This is a genomic window from Paenarthrobacter sp. TAF1 (genome assembly GCF_052113825.1).
Taxonomy (GTDB): domain Bacteria; phylum Actinomycetota; class Actinomycetes; order Actinomycetales; family Micrococcaceae; genus Arthrobacter; species Arthrobacter nicotinovorans.
In genome coordinates this window covers 15,013-31,702 of record NZ_JBFRDO010000021.1, presented here as the reverse complement: position 1 = coordinate 31,702, position 16,690 = coordinate 15,013, and the positions used below count along the sequence as shown (strand labels likewise).

Sequence of the window (16,690 nt, the reverse complement as noted above, 5' to 3'; positions counted from 1 at the left end):
CTAGTTGCGCTGCCCTGTCTGGCTTGCCTGCGTGATTTTGGCTGCGGGCACACCCGCAGCCATGCCTGCCCAGAGAGTGTCGGTGGTGGCGGAGACCATGGCATCCACCGTCGTTCCCTCCAGGTGCTTGCCGGCCGCGAGCAGCGCCGCGCCGTGAAGGCTGACGAAGCACACCATGGCCAACGTTTGGGGGTCGCCGGGGGCCAGTTCGCCGGCATCCTGGGCTTCGATGATCATTGCCTGGGCTATTTCGATTCCCTGCCCACCGGTGTTTCGAAGCTCGGCGCTTGAATCCGGGTGATGCTTGGTGGAGTACATGACGGTCAGCAGGGCGGGCCGGGAAACCGCGAATCCGACGTAGGCTTTCGCGACGCTGACAAAGCGCTCCTGGAGGGTGCCGCCGGACTCCGCGGCTGTGCGGATGCGGTGGTTCATCGATTCAAAGCCTGCCATCGCCAAGGCGTCGATCAACGCCTGCTTGTCACGGAAGTGCTTGGCTGGGGCCCCGTGGCTGACGTTCACGTCCCGGGCGAGTTGGCGGAGGGAAAGTCCCTCGACGCCGGCCTCCTCGATTGTTTCCATGGCGCGCTCCAAGAGGGCTTCCCGAAGTTTGCCGTGGTGGTATGGCTGTTCGATCATGGGTCAAGTCTAGGCCAATGTAGGCATTGACAACAATGTAGCCACTGCCTACCATGTAGACAGCGACTACATCAGTCCCCGCCCCAGCATTTCCCGCCCCGACGATTGGACCCCATCATGACCATGACCTACTCCGACACCACCGCGCTCATCACGGGAGCCAGTTCCGGGCTCGGCGCCGAATTCGCGCAGCGCTTCGCTGCCCGGGGTTCCAACCTCGTCCTGGTTGCCCGTCGTGTTGACCGCCTGGAAGATTTGGCGCAGCAACTGCGCAGCGAGCACGGCATCACGGTGACAGTGCTGCCCATGGATCTGGGCCAGGCGGGCGTAGGCGCAGAGCTCTTCAAGGAACTGGCCGGACGCGGCATCACCGTGGACACCTTGATCAACAATGCCGGCTTCGGCACCCATGGCCTGTTGGTGGAGGAAGACCCGGCCGTTATTGCCTCCGAGATCTCGCTCAATGTAGCTGCCCTCGTGGATATCACGCGGGCCTTCCTGCCCGGAATGCTTGAGTCGGGCAAGGGCGCGCTGGTGAATGTGGCCAGCACGGCTGCTTTCCAGCCGATTCCCGGCATGGCGGTCTACGGCGCAACCAAGGCCTTCGTGCTGAGCTTCACGGAAGCCGTCGCCCATGAAACCAGGGATTCGGGGCTCAATGTCCTGGCCCTCTGCCCGGGGGCCACACGCACGGAGTTCTTCGATGTCCTGGGCAGCCAGTCCGCGGCGGTGGGCAGGATGCAGACCTCCGCCCAGGTGGTGGAGACGGCCATCAAGGCGCTGGACCGCAAGGTCACTCCCGGCAGCGTTGTCTCCGGGTGGATGAACCGGGTAGGCGCTGCCTTCGCCCAGCGGTTGCCCAGGGCCGTGACCGTTGCGATCGCCGCCCGGGCCGTCCAGGACTCCTAGGCCGGTACTTCCGGCGCGGCAACAGCGGATAGCCTGAGTAAAAGGACCTGTCCCCGCAGGTCCGTTGCCAATCCGGAGGCCAGCATGACCGAACCACGCTTCACCGTAGAGACAGCCAAGGTCCTGGCGGAGGTGGCCCACAACCGCCAGAAGGACAAACTGAAGCGCCCGTACCGGGAGCATGTCCTGGCTGTCGGCGATGCCCTTGCCGATTTTGACGAGGATATCCGGATTGCGGGGTACCTTCACGACATCGCCGAGGACACGCCCATCACCCGGCAAGCGCTGCTGGAGATGGGCGTGTCAGAGCGGGCACTGGCCATTATCGAGCGCGTCACCCGCCGCTTCCACGACGATCCCGATGATTACGACGCCGGCATCCGCTACGTTGCGGAGGACCACGACGCCACGTTGGTAAAGATCGCGGACAACGCCCATAACTCCTTGCCGGAACGGGTCCGGGCCCTCGCGGAGAAGTGGCCGGACAAACCCCCGGTAACCCGCTACGCCGATGCCCGCCCGGTGCTGTATTCGGCAGTTCCGCGCGAGGAAGTCCAGCAGATCCTTGAGCGGATCAACCCGCACCTGCTTGCGGAACTGGACGAGATCGTTCCTGAGTAGCTGAGTAGCTGCGTGGCGGGGCGGGCCGGGGGCGCACCCGTGCCCGCCCTAAGCCCCCCCGGGTAGCTTGCCCTAGCCGGCCGCAGCTTCCAGCCGGCGAAGTGCCGCGGCACGGCCCTTGTGCCCACGCCGTTCGTCGTATGCGATGGACAGGCCCAGCACCAGCATCATTTCCAGCATGCACAGAGGCACGGATGCGCCTGCTGCGGCCATGGCGATACTTCCCGCCAGGCCAAGAACCACCGCAGCTGTGCTCCAGAGCAGCTCCCGGTCCGGATTGAGCATGATGCCGTAGAGCGTGGTCAGGGAAACCTTGAACAAAATGATGGGGATGGCGATAGAGGCCACGGCCGCTGCTCCGCTGATGTTGGCCTCGTGGTCGATGAAGTAGGCGGCGATGTGCAGCCCGGCACCCGTGGCGGCAATCGCAGCGAAAATGAACATGTGCCCGTAGCCGAACACCCAGGAGCGGTGCCGTTGGAAATGGAGCGCGGGGCCTGACGGGAGGATGAAGTAGATCCACCACATGGCGAACGCCAGCCCCGTGCCGCTGAAGCCGACCAGCGCGGCATCCAGCGTCCAACCGTGCAAGGCAACGATGGCTCGGAGCGTCTCAATGGCGCCCACCAGGCATTCGCCCAGGGCGATGATCGCGAGCAGGCCATACCTTTCGGCAATGTGGTGCGCGTGCCAAGGCGTGCGGGCTTTGCGTTCGGCAAGCCCAGGGACGGACATCTCCAGGACGAACAAGGGTGCGGCCAAAAGGAACGTGGTGAGCACATCGGTTTCGATCACCAACGCTACGACCCAACCCACCTGCACCAGCGCCAGGTACTTGGCGTAGCGGAGGCAGGTCTCACGGCGTTCGGGGTCCTGGCGGGCCGCACGCAGCCATTGGAAGATCAGGGCAACGCGCATGATGATGTAGCCGATGAGGATGGCCACGTTATTGACGTGGTCACCCTCCACCAGTGAATGGAACATCGGTTCGATGCCCATGGCGAGGATGAGGACCCCCACCATCTGGACCATCGTGACCACCCTGAAGACCCAGTCGTCGGTGTCATAGGCGCTGGCAAACCACGTGAAGTTCACCCATGCCCAGATCACCGCGAACATGGCGTAGCAGAATCCGAGCAAACCCGGCCCAACATGGGCTTCAGCCACGGCATGCGCGAACTGGTTACCGGCGACGCCGAAAGCGATGACAAACGTCAGGTCGAAGAACAGCTCAAGCGGGGTGGCAGTTCGGTGCTTCTCGTGGGGATCACGGCCGCCCATCCGGGAGAGGGCATGGCGAAGGGGATTCGTGGACATGGCTCAAAGATTACCGGCGGATCGCCGGATTGCGTCCAGATCGCCGGTTCGCGTCCAGATCGCTGGACGGCTCCGGCGTTCCCGCACGGCTCCAGCGTTCCCGCACGGGTCCGGCGATTCCGCGGCCAGAAGCCTACACGCGGCCCAGGACGTCGATATCCTCAAGGAAGTCCTGGTGCACTTCGGCGCTCACGGTCGTCCGGGTATCGGCGATCGCGTCGAGGTAGTCCTGCGTGACCGGACCCTTCCGTCCGTTGGGGGCGGCAGCACCGTCGTCGTATACGGCTTTCTCCAGGGCACGCTGGGAGGCGCTGCGCGCCGCGAACTCAATGTCCGCCGGCGAGAAGCCTTCCGTCCGCTCCACCAACTGGGGGATGTCCACGGCATCCACCACCGACGCCGGAATGAAGCGCTGCCACATGGCCTCACGGGCGTGGACGTCCGGCAGCCCGATGGGAATGACGTAGTCGAAGCGCCCGTGGCGAAGGAACGCGGTATCGAGTGCGCGGATGAAGTTGGTGGCGCAGACCAGCAAACGGCCGGGCTGTTCGCGGAAGGCGGGGATGATCTTGAGGAGTTCATTGGTGACGCCCTGCAGCGGCGACGGCGGATCTCCGGCACGCTGGGAGGCAATCTCCTCCACCTCGTCGATGAACACCACGGCGTGCTCCAATTCGGCGATTTCCAGGAAGGTCTCCCGCAGTGCACCGGCCAGGCCCTTGGGATCCGAGGCCAGCCTAGATGGGAACACTTCCACGAACGGCCACTCCAAACGCGATGCGATGGCCTTGGCAAAGGTGGTCTTGCCCGTGCCCGGAGGACCGAAAAGCACCACTGCCCGCGGAGGAACCACGCCGTATTCGTCCGCGAGGTCGGCCTCGGCCAGGGGAAGGACCAGGCGGCGCTCCAGCAGTTCCTTCTCGCGGCGCATGCCCGCCACGTTCTCCCAGAGATCCCGTGCCAGGATCCGCCCGCCCAGCAGACCCAACGCGCCGAGCTCCTGGCGCTGCACGGGAATGGTCCGCTCGAAATACCGCAGGTTCTTCTTGACCACGAAGCCGCGGCCCAGGAACGCTTCCACGCGCGTTTCGGTTTCCGGCATCAGTGCGGACAGCTTGTTCAGGCCGTGCGGGGCCATGCGGTTCTCGACGGCGGACAGCAGCGAGGTGCCGATGCCCCGCCCGCGGAACTCGGTGAGGGTGGCGAGGAAAACGATCCAGCCTTGGTCGTGCGCGGCACGTCCGACGGCGGCGCCCACCACCTGCTCGCCCTGCACCGCCACCACCGCGTGGTCCTTCTCGCAGGATGCAAGGACTTCCGATAACGCATAGACGGGCTCCACGCCGTCGGCCTTGAGCGACTCCCAGAGGTGCAGGATCCCGTCAAGATCGGACGAGTGAAAGTCCCGGATGCGCCAATTGGTCATGAGTTCTTCTCCTGGGCAGTAAGTGAGTCGCCGTTGATTCCTTGGAGTTGAGCATAGGCGAAGCACTGCTGCCGAACGTTGCGGCCCCGTTGCGTTACGGCGTCGGAGGGCGAACCTAAGATGGGCGCAGGAAACTTTCAGCATGTTCAAGGGAGCAACGTGGGTTCTGCATTGGGCGTCATAACCTCGCCGCGGCGGGCAGTAGCCGCAGCGGCCGCAACCCTGGCCGCGATCCTGGCCTCCACCGTCCCGGTTCCGGCTGCGAATGCCGTGGAACCGGACGATTTCAGCATCAGTGGCCCCGCCTATGTCGGGAGCGGCTTGTCAGTCAGTGGCGCCTACGAGTACTTCTCCTCCTGTGACCCGGACCCGCAGCACGGCTACTCCGTCCAGTGGCTTCGCGACGGCGAGCCGGTGACGCCGGAGCCGGCATACGCGCAGTTCTACGACCTGGACATCGAGGACGTCGGAACCCGGATCTCTGCCGTGGTCACGGGTTCGCAGGCGTGCCACCCGGCGCAGGTGGTGGTGAAGGAATCCGAAGTGGTCAAAAGCCAACCCATGCGCGCGGAAGGATTCACGGACAGGGGAGTCTTCGATCTTCTGGGACGTCGGCAAGATGGCGCGCTCATGCTCTATGCGGGCCAGGACGCAACGCAAGGATGGAAACCGCCCCAGCTGATAGGCCCCGGCTGGGGCGCCTACACGAGGATCATTGGCGCCGGCGACCTCACAAGCGACGGCAAAACCGAGCTCCTCGCTACTGACACAGTGGGGAGGCTCTGGATGTTCTGGGGCAGGGGAGACGGAACTTTCCCGGCGAACGCCTATCCGTCGGAGATCGGCTGGGGCTGGAACGCCATGGACAAGGTCGTTGGCCCCGGGGACTTCGACGGCGATGGGTACAACGACCTCCTGGCCGCTGAACCCAATGGCAATCTCTACCTCTATCCCAAAGCCGCCCGTGGTTGGACTCCCCGGGTCCATGTTGGCCAGGGCTGGGGCGTCATGGACCTGCTCATTACGCCAGGCGATTTCAATGGCGACGGCACGGTAGACGTCCTCGCCAAGGACAAGGCGGGACGTCTGTTCCTCTACGGCGGTAACGGGAGCGGCGGATGGTTGGCGCCACGGCAAGTAGGCCAAGAGTGGAACGTGCTGGGCAAGATCGGCAGTGCCGGGGACTTCAACCGTGACGGCTTCGCTGATATCCACGGGGTCAACAGCGCCGGCGAACTGCTGATGTACTACGGCGATGGGCGCGGCGGTTGGAAGGGCGTGGAGACTGTTGGCTGGGGGTGGAACATCTTCAACGGGCTCTACTGAAACAACCCCGACCCGTTACTGCACCGGACGCAGCCGCAGACCCTGCATGCCGCCGTCGACCGCCAGCGAGGTGCCCGACGTCGAACCTGACAGCGGGCTCGCCAGATACGCGACGGCGCCGGCCACTTCAGCGGGGTCCACCATCCGGCCGTGCGGCTGGCGGGCATTGAGTGCGGCGCGCTCGCCGGCGGGGTCAGCGGCCGAATCCAACAGGCGGCCCACCCAGGGGGTATCAACGGTGCCCGGGTTGACGCAGTTCACGCGGATTCCTTCCCGGACGTGGTCCGCGGCCATGGCCAGGGTCAGCGACAGGACCGCGCCCTTTGACGCCGAGTACAGTGCACGTTGCGGCAAGCCGGCGGTCGCTGCGATGGAGCACGTATTCACGATCGCCGCGGCCGGTGATTGGCGCAGGTGCGGCAAGGCCGCGCGGCTGACGCGGGCAATGCCCACGACGTTGACATTGAGGACACGCAGCCATTCCTCGTCGTCGTTCGCCGCGATGTCACCCTGTGCGCCGATCCCGGCGTTGTTGATCACGATATCCAGGCGACCGAACTGTTGGGCGACACTCTCGACGGCGGTGCGCACCGAGGCGTCGTCGGCCACGTTGCAGTGCACGCCGAAGTGCGGGCTGGTTTCCGGAGCGAGGTCCAGGACCGCCACTTGGGCGCCGCCTGCGGCGAGGCGGTCCGCAATGGCCGCCCCGATACCCGAGGCACCGCCTGTGACGAGGGCTGCGAGGCCGTCGAATTCCTTGCCGGTCATGGCGCGGCGCTCAGGCGTTGGTGCCGGCGAAGGAAACAGGGCGGGCCGATCCTGCTTGTGCCCGGTAGAACTCCTGGCGCTGCCGGCCCAAGCCTTCAATCTCGAGTTCCACAACGTCACCCGGCTGGATGAAGGGGAAGCGGCCGGACAGGGCGACGCCTTCGGGAGTGCCGGTGATGATCACATCGCCCGGTTCAAGGATCATGTACTGGCTGAGGTGGTGGACGATCGTGGCGGGGTCGAAGATCACGTCCGAGGTGGTTGAGTCCTGGCGGTCTTCGCCGTTGACCAGGGTGCGGAGCCGGAGGTTGGCGGCGTCGATGTCCGCAGCGGGTACCAGCCAGGGTCCCAGGGGAGTGGAGCCGGGGAGGGTCTTGCCCTTGGTCCACTGTCCGGCAGCGCCGGGAATCTGGTATTCGCGCTCCGAGAGGTCGTTGGCCACGGCGTAGCCGGCGATGCACATCTCCGCTTCTTCAACGGAGGAAAGGTATGACGCTTCCCGGCCGATCACGATGGCCAGCTCCACTTCCCAGTCGTATTTTTCGGACGACGGCGGGATGGGGGCGGCGTCGAACGGTCCCGCGATGGTGTTGCTCGGCTTCAGGAACACCACGGGAACTCCGGGCGGCGTGGCGCCGGATTCGGCAGCGTGCGCGGTGTAGTTCAGGCCGATGGCAACCACCGCGCCGGGGCGGGCGACGGGTGCGCCGATGCGCAGCCCCTCGGCCGAAATTTCCGCGAGTTCACCGTTTTCCAGGGCCGCACGGGTGCGTTCGATGCCATCAGAGGCGAGGAACTTGCCGTCGATGTCCTGGGTGAGGGTGGTGAGGCTGAAGTATTTTTCGAGGCCGTGGGCGTCCTGGGCGATGACGGCCGGTTGTTCGTTTCCGGCCGTACCCAGCCTGGCGAATTTCAAGGTCATGGCTTCCTCCGTGCGTTCGGGACTAACATCCGAACTCTAGTGTGATGTTTTCCCCCATAATACGGAAATGTGACCCATTGACAAGGCATACATCCGATGTTTAGCTGGCATCGAAGAATACGACGTAGCCAGGAGCCCAATGAGCATCATCACCGAAATCGAAACATTCGATATTCGCTTCCCGACGTCCCGGGACCTGGATGGTTCCGATGCCATGAACCCGGATCCGGATTACTCAGCCGCCTACCTGGTCATCCGGACCGATGCCACCGACGGGCATGAGGGCCACGGTTTCGTCTTCACCATCGGGCGCGGCAATGAGGTGGAAACGGCGGCCATCAACGCCCTGCGCGGACACATCCTCGGCGCCGATGTTGAAACCTTGCTGGAGGACATGGGTGCGACGTGGAAGCTCCTGGCCCACGACTCCCAACTCCGCTGGCTCGGACCCGAAAAAGGCGTCATGCACATGGCCATCGGCGCGGTGGTCAATGCCCTTTGGGACCTGAAAGCCAAACGTGCGGGACTTCCCCTGTGGGAACTGCTTGCCGACATGGCCCCGGAAGAAATCGTGGCACTGGTCGACTTTCGGTACCTCACGGACGCGCTCACCCCGGACGAAGCCCTGGCCATCCTCCGCGCCGCAGAACCGGGAAAGGAACAGCGGAAGGCCGCCCTTCGCGCTGAAGGCTACCCCGCGTACACCACGACGCCGGGATGGCTGGGTTACAGCGACGCGAAACTGACGCGGCTGGCCAAGGAAGCGGTGGCGGACGGATTCACACAGATCAAGCTGAAGGTGGGGGCGTCCTTGGACGACGACATCCGCCGCGTCCGGGCCGCCCGCGCCGCCGTGGGCCCGGACATCAGGATCGCTGTTGATGCCAACCAGCGCTGGGATGTCCAGGACGCCATCGACTGGATGGCCCACCTTGCCCCGTACGACATCGCCTGGATCGAAGAACCCACCAGCCCGGACGACATCCTCGGGCACGCCGCCATCGCCCGCGCAGTGGCACCCATTCCGGTGGCAACGGGGGAGCACGTCCAGAACCGGGTGGTGTTCAAACAGATGCTCCAGGCGGGCTCGCTGCAGGTCCTGCAGATCGACGCCGCCCGCGTAGCCGGGGTCAACGAGAACATCGCCATCCTGCTGCTGGCCGCGAAGTTCGGGGTCCCGGTATGCCCGCACGCAGGCGGAGTGGGGCTCTGTGAAGCCGTGCAGCATTTGTCCATGTTCGATTTCGTGGCGGTCACCGGGACCAAAGAGGGCAGGACCATAGAGTTCGTGGACCACCTCCACGAACACTTCGTCACACCCGTGGACGTCCACAGCGGCGCGTACTGGCCGCCGTCGTCCCCTGGTGCCGGCAACGAAATGCTCCGTGAAACACTGGCCGCATACAGCTTTCCGGACGGCCCGGTATGGAAGGAAACCCATTGATCCAGCACGCCCCCTGGTTCGAAGAAGCACGTTTCGGCATGTTCGTGCACTGGGGCATCTACGCCCTGCCCGCACGCCACGAATGGGTGATGAACCGGGAAGAGATCACGGTGGAGGAGTACTCAAAGTACTTCCGTCGCTTCGACCCGGACCTCTACGATCCCCGCGAGTGGGCCAGGGCCGCCCGCGAGGCAGGGATGAAGTACGTGGTCCTCACCACCAAACACCACGACGGTTTCTGCCTTTGGGACTCGGCCCTGACCGACTACAAGGCCACCAACACGCCCGCCGGCAGGGACCTGATCACGCCCTACGTCGAAGCACTCCGCGCCGAGGGGCTGAAGGTGGGCTTCTATCACTCGCTCGTTGACTGGCACCACCCCGACTTCACCATTGACGGGGTACATCCCCAACGCAACGCCGCCGACGTCGAAAGCCTCAACGCCGGTCGCGACATGGCCCGCTACCGTGACTACCTCCATGGCCAGGTGCGCGAGCTCCTGAGCAACTACGGCACCATCGACTACCTGTTCTTCGACTTCTCCTACGCCGGCCTCGGCCACGCTGAGTTCTGGGGCGGCAAGGGTCGTAACGACTGGGGATCGGAGGCGCTGCTCGCCATGGTCCGTGAACTGCAGCCCGGGATCGTGGTCAACGACCGCCTGGACATCCCGGGAGACTTTGTCACGCCGGAGCAGTACCAGCCCGCCGGCCCCATGATGCTCGACGGCGAACCCGTCACCTGGGAGGCCTGCCAAACCCTGAACGGCAGCTGGGGGTACGACCGGGACAACCAAAACTACAAGTCCGTGGACCTGCTGATCCGGATGCTGGTCGATGGCGTCTCCAAAAGTGGCAACCTGCTGCTCAACGTTGGCCCCACCGGCAGGGGGTCCCTTGATCCGCGGGCGCTGGAGTCGTTGGAGGGAATCGGGAAGTGGATGCAGCTGCACTCCCGTTCCATCTACGGGGCGGGGACTTCGCCGTTCACCGCGCCCTCCGACGTCCGCTACACGCAGCGCCGGGACAGGCTGTACGTTCACCTGTTCAGCTGGCCCTTCGAATACGTGCACCTGCCGGACCTGGCAGGCAAAGTGGAATACGCCCAGCTGCTCAACGATGCCTCGGAGGTGTTCCTGCAGGAAGTGGACCCCGGGCAGCAACCAGCCAACATGACCCCCGGAGGCCAGCCGCCGGGCACGCTGACCATCAAGCTGCCAGTGCAGCGACCCGATGCCGCTGTTCCCGTGCTGGAACTGTTCCTCAAGTCCGGCTCCACGGGGGCCGGTGAACGCGATGACTGAGAGCATCGCCCTGCACACCCGCCTCAAGCCCGGTGCCGAGGAGGAATACTCTGACGCCCATGCGAACATCCCTCCGGAACTCGTGGCGGCATTGAAGGAAGCGGGGGTGCGGAACTGGCGTATCTGGCGCAGCGGGCTCGACCTTTTCCACGTGGTGGACGTGGACGACTACCAGGCAATGCGGCATGCGCTCGCCGATCACCCCGCCAACGTCCCGTGGCAAGCCCGCATGGCTGAACTTTTGGAGGTCCAGGACGATTACTCCGGGGCTGATAGGGGTATCGGTAGAGTATGGGAACTGCCATGAATGCACCTGATCTGGGCAAGCTCGGTTTCGGCGGAGCGGGCATAGGGAATCTCTACCGGGCCCTTCCTGATGGGGAAGCCCTCGCCACGGTACTTGCGGCGTGGGACGCCGGGATCCGCTACTTCGATACCGCGCCGCATTACGGACTGGGCCTGTCCGAACAAAGGCTCGGTGCTGTCCTGAGGGACAAACCGCGGGAGGAATTCGTCATCTCCACCAAGGTGGGGCGCCTGCTGGAACCCAACGGGTCCGAAGGCCGGGATTCCGAAGGCTTCGACGTTCCTGCCACCAGCCGTCGTGTTTGGGACTTCTCCGAGGCAGGCATCCGTCGCAGTATTGAGGAGTCCTTGGAGCGGCTCGGCCTTAGCCATGTGGACATCGCGTACCTGCACGACCCCGACGTCCACGACCTGCAGGCCGGAATCGAACACGGCTTGCCGGCCCTGGAAAAGCTGCGTTCCGAAGGCCTGGTCACGGCGATTGGCGTGGGCACCAACTCCGCCGAAGCCGCGCTGGAGTGCGTCGAAGCCGCCGACCTGGACCTCCTGATGCTTGCCGGGCGCTACACCCTGCTGGAGCAGCCAGACGTTCCGCTGCTTGACCGCTGTGTGGAGCGCCGCACCGGCGTCGTGAATGTGGGCGTCTTCAACTCGGGCCTCCTGGCCCGCCCGGACGTCCCCGACGACGCGCACTACAACTACGACCAAGCGCCGCCGGAAGTGCTGGAGCGGGCCCGGGCGCTTGCGTCCGTCTGCCGCGACTTCGGCGTCGAACTCCCGACGGCGGCACTCCAGTTCCCGCTGCGGCATCCGGCCGTGGTGAACGTGACAGCAGGAGCGACTTCTCCTGAACAGGTCACCACCAACGCCGCCCGCATGGACGAGCCACTCCCCGAAGAGCTGTGGCAGGCTTTGGAGGGCTTGCGGAAAGGCGCCGGGCAGTGATTGATTCACACCTGCACCTGTGGACGCTGGACACTTTCGTCACCGGCGGTGAACGTCCCTACCCGTGGCTCGGTCCGCAGCACGGTGCGCTCTTCCGCAGCTTTGGCGAAGAAGAGGCGGGGGAGACCCTGGAGGCCGCGGGTGTCCGGGCTGCGGTGCTGGTCCAGGCCGACGACACCATAGCCGATACGGACAGCATGCTGGCCGTCGCAGCGCGGAATCCGTGGGTGCTGGGCGTGGTGGGCTGGGTGCGGTTGGACTCGCCGGCTGAGTGCGCTTCCCAGCTGGACAGCTTCAGTGCACAAACTGTCTTCAAGGGCGTGCGCCACTTGGTGCACGACGATCCCCGGGCGGACTTCCTGGACCTCCCTACCGTGCGCGAGTCCCTCGCTTTGGTGGCGCTACGTGGCCTGGCCTTTGATATTCCGGACGCATTCCCCCGTCATTTGGGCGCGGCCGTCCGGCTTGCCCGGGACCTCCCGGAGCTGACCGTGGTCCTTGACCATTTGGGGAAGCCGCCGCTGTCCGATGCCTCGCTCATGGACTCGTGGCGCACTGATGTCCTTGCCTTGGGCCGCGAGCCTAACACCGTAGCCAAGCTATCCGGGCTCCACGCTCCGGGGCTGCCGTACACCAGCGCGGCACTGCGGCCGCTGTTCGAAACAGCGCTGGAAGCTTTCGGCGCCGGCCGCCTGATGATCGGTGGCGACTGGCCGGTCAGCATCCTCGGGGCGCCTTACGGCCGGACCCTCGACGTCCTGCTGGAACTGGTGTCCTCCCTGAGCCCCGCGGAGCAGGATTCCATCCTGGAGGGGACTGCGATCCGCACCTATGGGCTGGCGGCCAACCCGTTGGTGGATGCCTAGAGGGCCTGGCGCAGCCAGTTCTCCACGCCACTGATGTGCACCGTCACCAGCGCCCGCACCAGCTCCGCATCACCGCGCTCCAGCGCATCCGCGATGGCACGGTGCTCCGCCAAAGTGTGGGACACGGCCTTTTCCTGCGTCAATCCACGCCAGATCCGGGCACGCACCGTGCTGCTGGAAAGGGCCTCCAGGAGGCTGCCGAGGTAGTCGTTTCCCGCGGCTGCGGTGATGATGCTGTGGAACTCGAGGTCATGGGCCACGAGTTCTTCGACGTCGGTGTTTTCGTCGATCCCGTCCATGGTGGCCCGCAGGGACTGGAGCTCGTCCGGGGTAATCTTGCCCGCTGCCAGCTGGGCTGTGGCGGGCTCAAGGATTCGTCGGACCTCGAAGAGTTCAAGGATGGAACGGTCCTGGTGCAGGTCCACCACGAACGCCACGGCCTCGTTGAGCAGTTTGGCATCGAGGCTGGTCACGTACGTGCCGTCGCCGCGGCGCACGTCCAGCACCCGGATCAGCTCCAGGGCCTTCACCGCTTCACGCAGCGAACTCCTGGAAAGGCCAAGACGTTCGCTCAGTTCCTTTTCGGGGGGAAGCCGATCGCCCGCCTTGAGTTCGCCGCGGATCAGCATGTCCTTGATCTTGCTGATCGCTTCGTCTGTGACAGCCATGGACCAATAGTAGCCACGAATGATCGGATGTCTGCCCGCGCCGCGACCTCACCCAATTGGGGGGCGTTAACCAACGACGGCGGCACCCGGGTTCCGCTGTTACGGAACCCGGGCGCCGCCGTCGGGCGCTAACGGGTACTGCTGTTACTTATCGCCGCCAGGCAACGGGCGGTTGGCGATCACCGGGGCGCTGCCCGTGTAACCGTCACGCGTGGCGGCGAGCTCGTGGATCTGCTTGCGGCACAGGAACCAGCCCCAGACCATCAGCCCGCAAGCGATCGCGGTCACCAGCATGGTGAGCGGGGACTCGATGAACACCATCACCAGGACGCCGGCAAGGAAGACCAAGGACAACCAACCTGTGTAGGGTGCGCCGAACAAACGGAAGGACGGACGCTTCACCCAGCCCTTGTCGGACCAGCGCTTGAGCTGCATCTGGCACAGCACAATGGTTGCCCAGGTGACAATGATGCCCACGGAAGCCACGTTCAAAACGATCTCGAAGGCATCGGACGGGACGAGGTAGTTCAGCGGAACACCGAGCAGGGAAACACCTGCGGTGATCGCGATGCCGCCGTAAGGGACGCCGGCCTTGTTCATGCGCTGGGCGAACTTCGGAGCGGAACCCGCCACGGACATGGAACGGAGGATACGGCCCGTGGAGTAGAGCCCGGCGTTCAGCGAGGACAGTGCTGCCGTGAGGACCACGAGGTTCATGATCACGTCAACGCCCTGGACACCGATGGATCCGAAGAACGTCACGAACGGGCTGACACCCTTTTCGTAGGAGGTGTAGGGGAGCAGCAGGGCGAGCAGGATGACCGAGCCGACGTAGAAGACCGCGATGCGGAAGACCACGGAGTTGATGGCCTTGGGCATGATCTTTTCGGGGTTAGGAGTTTCGCCGGCCGCCGTGCCCACGAGTTCGATCGAGGCGTAGGCGAACAGCACACCCTGCATGAGGATGATCATGGGCAGGATGCCGTTCGGGAACACGCCGCCGTTGTCCGAGATCAGGCTGAAGCCGACTTCCTGGCCATCAACCGGGGTGCCGAAGATGACGAAGTACGTGCCAACCAGGAGGAAGGCCACCAGGGCAGCAACCTTGATCAGGGCGAACCAGAATTCCATCTCGCCGAAGACCTTCACGGAGACGAGGTTCAGGCTCAGCACCACCACCAGGGCGATGAGGGCCCACGCCCACTGCGGAACGGCGCCCATCCAGGGGATGTACTTGCCGAAGAAGTTCATGTAGAGAGCGGCCGCCGTGATGTCCACGATGGTGGTGGTGGCCCAGTTGATCCAGTAGAACCAGCCTGAGACGAACGCCGCCTTCTCGCCGTAGAACTCACGGGCGTAGGAGACGAACGAACCCGAGGACGGGCGGTGCAGCACCAGTTCACCCAGTGCGCGGAGAATCAGGAAGGCAAAAAAGCCGCAGACGGCGTACGCGATCACCAGGGACGGGCCGGCGGCGTTAAGACGGCCACCTGCGCCCAGGAACAGGCCGGTGCCGATTGCGCCACCGATCGCGATCATCTGGATCTGGCGGGGCTTGAGGTCCTTGTGGTAGCCGGAGTCCTCTTTGTGCAGGGCCTTCTCACTGGCGTGCGCTTGGGCCGGAACCGTGTGGTCAGTGATGGGATTGGTCATTGGAATCCTTAGGAGTGTCCTGTTGGGGTTGTCCTGGGTGGATCCGGTCGGGGATCCGGGCACACAGGACAGCGCCTCGTTGGGGGTATGCCTCATCGGGCGGGACGGCTGACTACAGCCGCTGGGATTTCTCTGGCCTGATCTGGCCTATTTGCTCAGGTTGGCCAGACGTTCCGGGCTGAGCAATTCCTCGAGCTGGGCAGCGGTCAGGAGACCGTGCTCCAACACGAGTTCTGCCACACCCTTGCCCGTCGCCAGCGCCTCCTGGGCGATAGCGGTGGCGGAGGCGTAACCGATGTGGGGGTTCAATGCCGTGACGAGACCGATCGACTGCTCCACGGTAAGCCGTAGCCGCTCGGTGTTTGCGGTGATGCCCCGGACGCAGCGTGCCGTAAGGGTGCGGCACGCTGCTTCCAGGTGGGAGATGCTCTTGTGCAGGCTGTGCACAATGATCGGTTCGAAGGCATTCAGCTGGAGCTGGCCTGCCTCCGCGGCCATGGTGACGGTGACATCGTTGCCGATGACTTCGTACGCCACCTGGCTGACCACTTCCGGGATCACCGGATTGATCTTGCCGGGCATGATCGACGAACCGGACTGCACTGCCGGAAGGTTGATCTCGCCCAATCCCGCACGCGGCCCGGAGGACAGCAGGCGGAGGTCGTTGCAAATCTTGGAGAGCTTCACTGCCACGCGCTTCAGCACACCGGACAGGTGGACAAACGCTCCCACATCCTGGGTGGCCTCAATGAGGTCCGCGGCGGTCAGCAGGGGAAGGCCGGTGATTTCGGCCAGGTGGCGGCAAGCTGCGTCCGCGTAGCCAACCGGGGCATTCAGGCCCGTACCGATGGCCGTGGCACCCAGGTTGATCTCATGGATGAGCATGTGGGACTCGTCCAGTCGGGCACGGTCCTCGCCGATGGTCACGGCGTAACCACCGAATTCCTGGCCCAGCGTCATGGGCACAGCGTCCTGGAGCTGGGTGCGGCCCATCTTCACGACGGTCCGGAACTCACGGCCCTTTTCGGCGAAGGCCTGCTCAAGCTCTTCGAGGGCCAGGAGGAGTTCCTTGACCGAGAAGATCGTGGCCAGGTTCACGGCAGTCGGGTAGACGTCGTTGGTGGACTGGCTCAGGTTCACGTGGTCATTCGGGTGCAGCTTGGCGTAGTCACCCTTCGGGTGCCCCAGGATTTCCAAGGCACGGTTGGCGATGACCTCGTTGGCGTTCATGTTGGAACTGGTTCCTGCGCCGCCCTGGATCACGTCCACCATGAACTGCTCCTGCAGCTTCCCGTCCAGGATGTCCTGGCAGGCCTGGTCGATGGCGTTCGCACGCTCAGCGTCCAGGAGGCCCAGCTCGTGGTTGGTGCGGGCGGCGGCCTGCTTGACCGCAGCCAGTCCACGGACCAGGTGCTTGTTGGTGGACAGCGGCTGCCCGGTGATGGGGAAGTTCTCGATAGCGCGGAGGGTGTGGACGCCCCAGTAGGCGTCCGCGGGTACATCGCGATCGCCCAGGAGGTCGTGTTCGGAACGGAGGGGGATCGCCTGATCGACGGTGGTCATAGCTGTCCTTGGT

General features: G+C 64.7%; 16 protein-coding genes. 8 read left to right on the top strand and 8 right to left on the bottom strand.

Annotated features, from left to right (window positions below):
- On the bottom strand, positions 1 to 639 hold the full coding sequence (locus AB4Y81_RS19085; RefSeq protein ID WP_441996536.1) for a TetR/AcrR family transcriptional regulator: 639 nt from the start codon (positions 637 to 639) through the stop codon (positions 1 to 3).
- Between the two features lie 117 nt (positions 640 to 756).
- Between AB4Y81_RS19085 and AB4Y81_RS19080 the strand changes: the two genes are divergently transcribed.
- Positions 757 to 1,548 carry an SDR family NAD(P)-dependent oxidoreductase gene (locus AB4Y81_RS19080; RefSeq protein ID WP_441996535.1) on the top strand — a complete coding sequence of 264 codons (792 nt, stop codon included), beginning with the start codon at positions 757 to 759 and terminating at the stop codon, positions 1,546 to 1,548.
- Between the two features lie 84 nt (positions 1,549 to 1,632).
- Positions 1,633 to 2,169 (top strand): HD domain-containing protein, encoded by a 537-nt coding sequence (locus tag AB4Y81_RS19075; protein WP_018779965.1) that lies wholly within the window; start codon positions 1,633 to 1,635, stop codon positions 2,167 to 2,169.
- Between the two features lie 72 nt (positions 2,170 to 2,241).
- On the opposite strand, the gene AB4Y81_RS19070 is transcribed toward AB4Y81_RS19075, so the two are convergent.
- A complete protein-coding gene (locus AB4Y81_RS19070) occupies positions 2,242 to 3,486 on the bottom strand; it encodes a low temperature requirement protein A (RefSeq protein WP_306878876.1) in 1,245 nt (414 codons plus the stop codon).
- Positions 3,487 to 3,619: 133 nt separating this feature from the next.
- Positions 3,620 to 4,912 carry an ATP-binding protein gene (locus AB4Y81_RS19065; RefSeq protein ID WP_018779963.1) on the bottom strand — a complete coding sequence of 431 codons (1,293 nt, stop codon included), beginning with the start codon at positions 4,910 to 4,912 and terminating at the stop codon, positions 3,620 to 3,622.
- Positions 4,913 to 5,071: 159 nt separating this feature from the next.
- Here AB4Y81_RS19065 and AB4Y81_RS19060 point away from each other — a divergent pair, with 159 nt between their 5' ends.
- Positions 5,072 to 6,238 carry an FG-GAP repeat domain-containing protein gene (locus tag AB4Y81_RS19060; protein WP_441996532.1) on the top strand — a complete coding sequence of 389 codons (1,167 nt, stop codon included), beginning with the start codon at positions 5,072 to 5,074 and terminating at the stop codon, positions 6,236 to 6,238.
- Positions 6,239 to 6,253: 15 nt separating this feature from the next.
- On the opposite strand, the gene AB4Y81_RS19055 is transcribed toward AB4Y81_RS19060, so the two are convergent.
- Together AB4Y81_RS19055 and AB4Y81_RS19050 are read right to left on the bottom strand one after the other, a co-directional pair.
- Positions 6,254 to 7,006, bottom strand: coding sequence for an SDR family NAD(P)-dependent oxidoreductase (locus AB4Y81_RS19055; protein WP_055975373.1), 753 nt, complete (start codon positions 7,004 to 7,006; stop codon positions 6,254 to 6,256).
- Positions 7,007 to 7,016: 10 nt separating this feature from the next.
- Positions 7,017 to 7,928 (bottom strand): fumarylacetoacetate hydrolase family protein, encoded by a 912-nt coding sequence (locus AB4Y81_RS19050; protein WP_441996530.1) that lies wholly within the window; start codon positions 7,926 to 7,928, stop codon positions 7,017 to 7,019.
- 139 nt (positions 7,929 to 8,067) lie between these two features.
- On the opposite strand from AB4Y81_RS19050, the gene AB4Y81_RS19045 reads away from it, so the two are divergent.
- From AB4Y81_RS19045 to AB4Y81_RS19025, 5 genes are read left to right on the top strand one after another with little or no spacing between them, the layout of a single operon-like run.
- On the top strand, positions 8,068 to 9,372 hold the full coding sequence (locus AB4Y81_RS19045; RefSeq protein WP_110506079.1) for an L-fuconate dehydratase: 1,305 nt from the start codon (positions 8,068 to 8,070) through the stop codon (positions 9,370 to 9,372).
- Complete coding sequence (locus AB4Y81_RS19040; protein ID WP_441996528.1) at positions 9,369 to 10,676, top strand: alpha-L-fucosidase; 1,308 nt, start codon at positions 9,369 to 9,371, stop codon at positions 10,674 to 10,676. Before AB4Y81_RS19045 ends, AB4Y81_RS19040 begins: the two co-directional genes overlap by 4 nt.
- Positions 10,669 to 10,983, top strand: a complete 315-nt coding sequence (locus AB4Y81_RS19035) for an L-rhamnose mutarotase (RefSeq protein WP_039243256.1) — start codon at positions 10,669 to 10,671, stop codon at positions 10,981 to 10,983. Before AB4Y81_RS19040 ends, AB4Y81_RS19035 begins: the two co-directional genes overlap by 8 nt.
- Complete coding sequence (locus tag AB4Y81_RS19030) at positions 10,980 to 11,927, top strand: aldo/keto reductase (RefSeq protein WP_441996526.1); 948 nt, start codon at positions 10,980 to 10,982, stop codon at positions 11,925 to 11,927. Before AB4Y81_RS19035 ends, AB4Y81_RS19030 begins: the two co-directional genes overlap by 4 nt.
- Positions 11,924 to 12,793 carry an amidohydrolase family protein gene (locus AB4Y81_RS19025; protein WP_441996524.1) on the top strand — a complete coding sequence of 290 codons (870 nt, stop codon included), beginning with the start codon at positions 11,924 to 11,926 and terminating at the stop codon, positions 12,791 to 12,793. The genes AB4Y81_RS19030 and AB4Y81_RS19025 overlap by 4 nt, the downstream gene beginning before the upstream one ends.
- Here the strand turns inward: AB4Y81_RS19025 and AB4Y81_RS19020 are convergent.
- The 3 genes from AB4Y81_RS19020 to aspA all read right to left on the bottom strand — a co-directional run bounded on the left by AB4Y81_RS19020 (position 12,790) and on the right by aspA (position 16,677).
- Positions 12,790 to 13,461, bottom strand: coding sequence for a FadR/GntR family transcriptional regulator (locus AB4Y81_RS19020; RefSeq protein WP_039243230.1), 672 nt, complete (start codon positions 13,459 to 13,461; stop codon positions 12,790 to 12,792). The two genes, AB4Y81_RS19025 and AB4Y81_RS19020, sit on opposite strands and share 4 nt — an antisense overlap.
- Positions 13,462 to 13,605: 144 nt before the next feature.
- A complete protein-coding gene (locus AB4Y81_RS19015; RefSeq protein ID WP_018779954.1) occupies positions 13,606 to 15,114 on the bottom strand; it encodes an amino acid permease in 1,509 nt (502 codons plus the stop codon).
- Positions 15,115 to 15,261: 147 nt separating this feature from the next.
- A complete protein-coding gene (gene aspA, locus AB4Y81_RS19010) occupies positions 15,262 to 16,677 on the bottom strand; it encodes an aspartate ammonia-lyase (protein WP_189076755.1) in 1,416 nt (471 codons plus the stop codon).
- Positions 16,678 to 16,690: the final 13 nt, after the last annotated feature.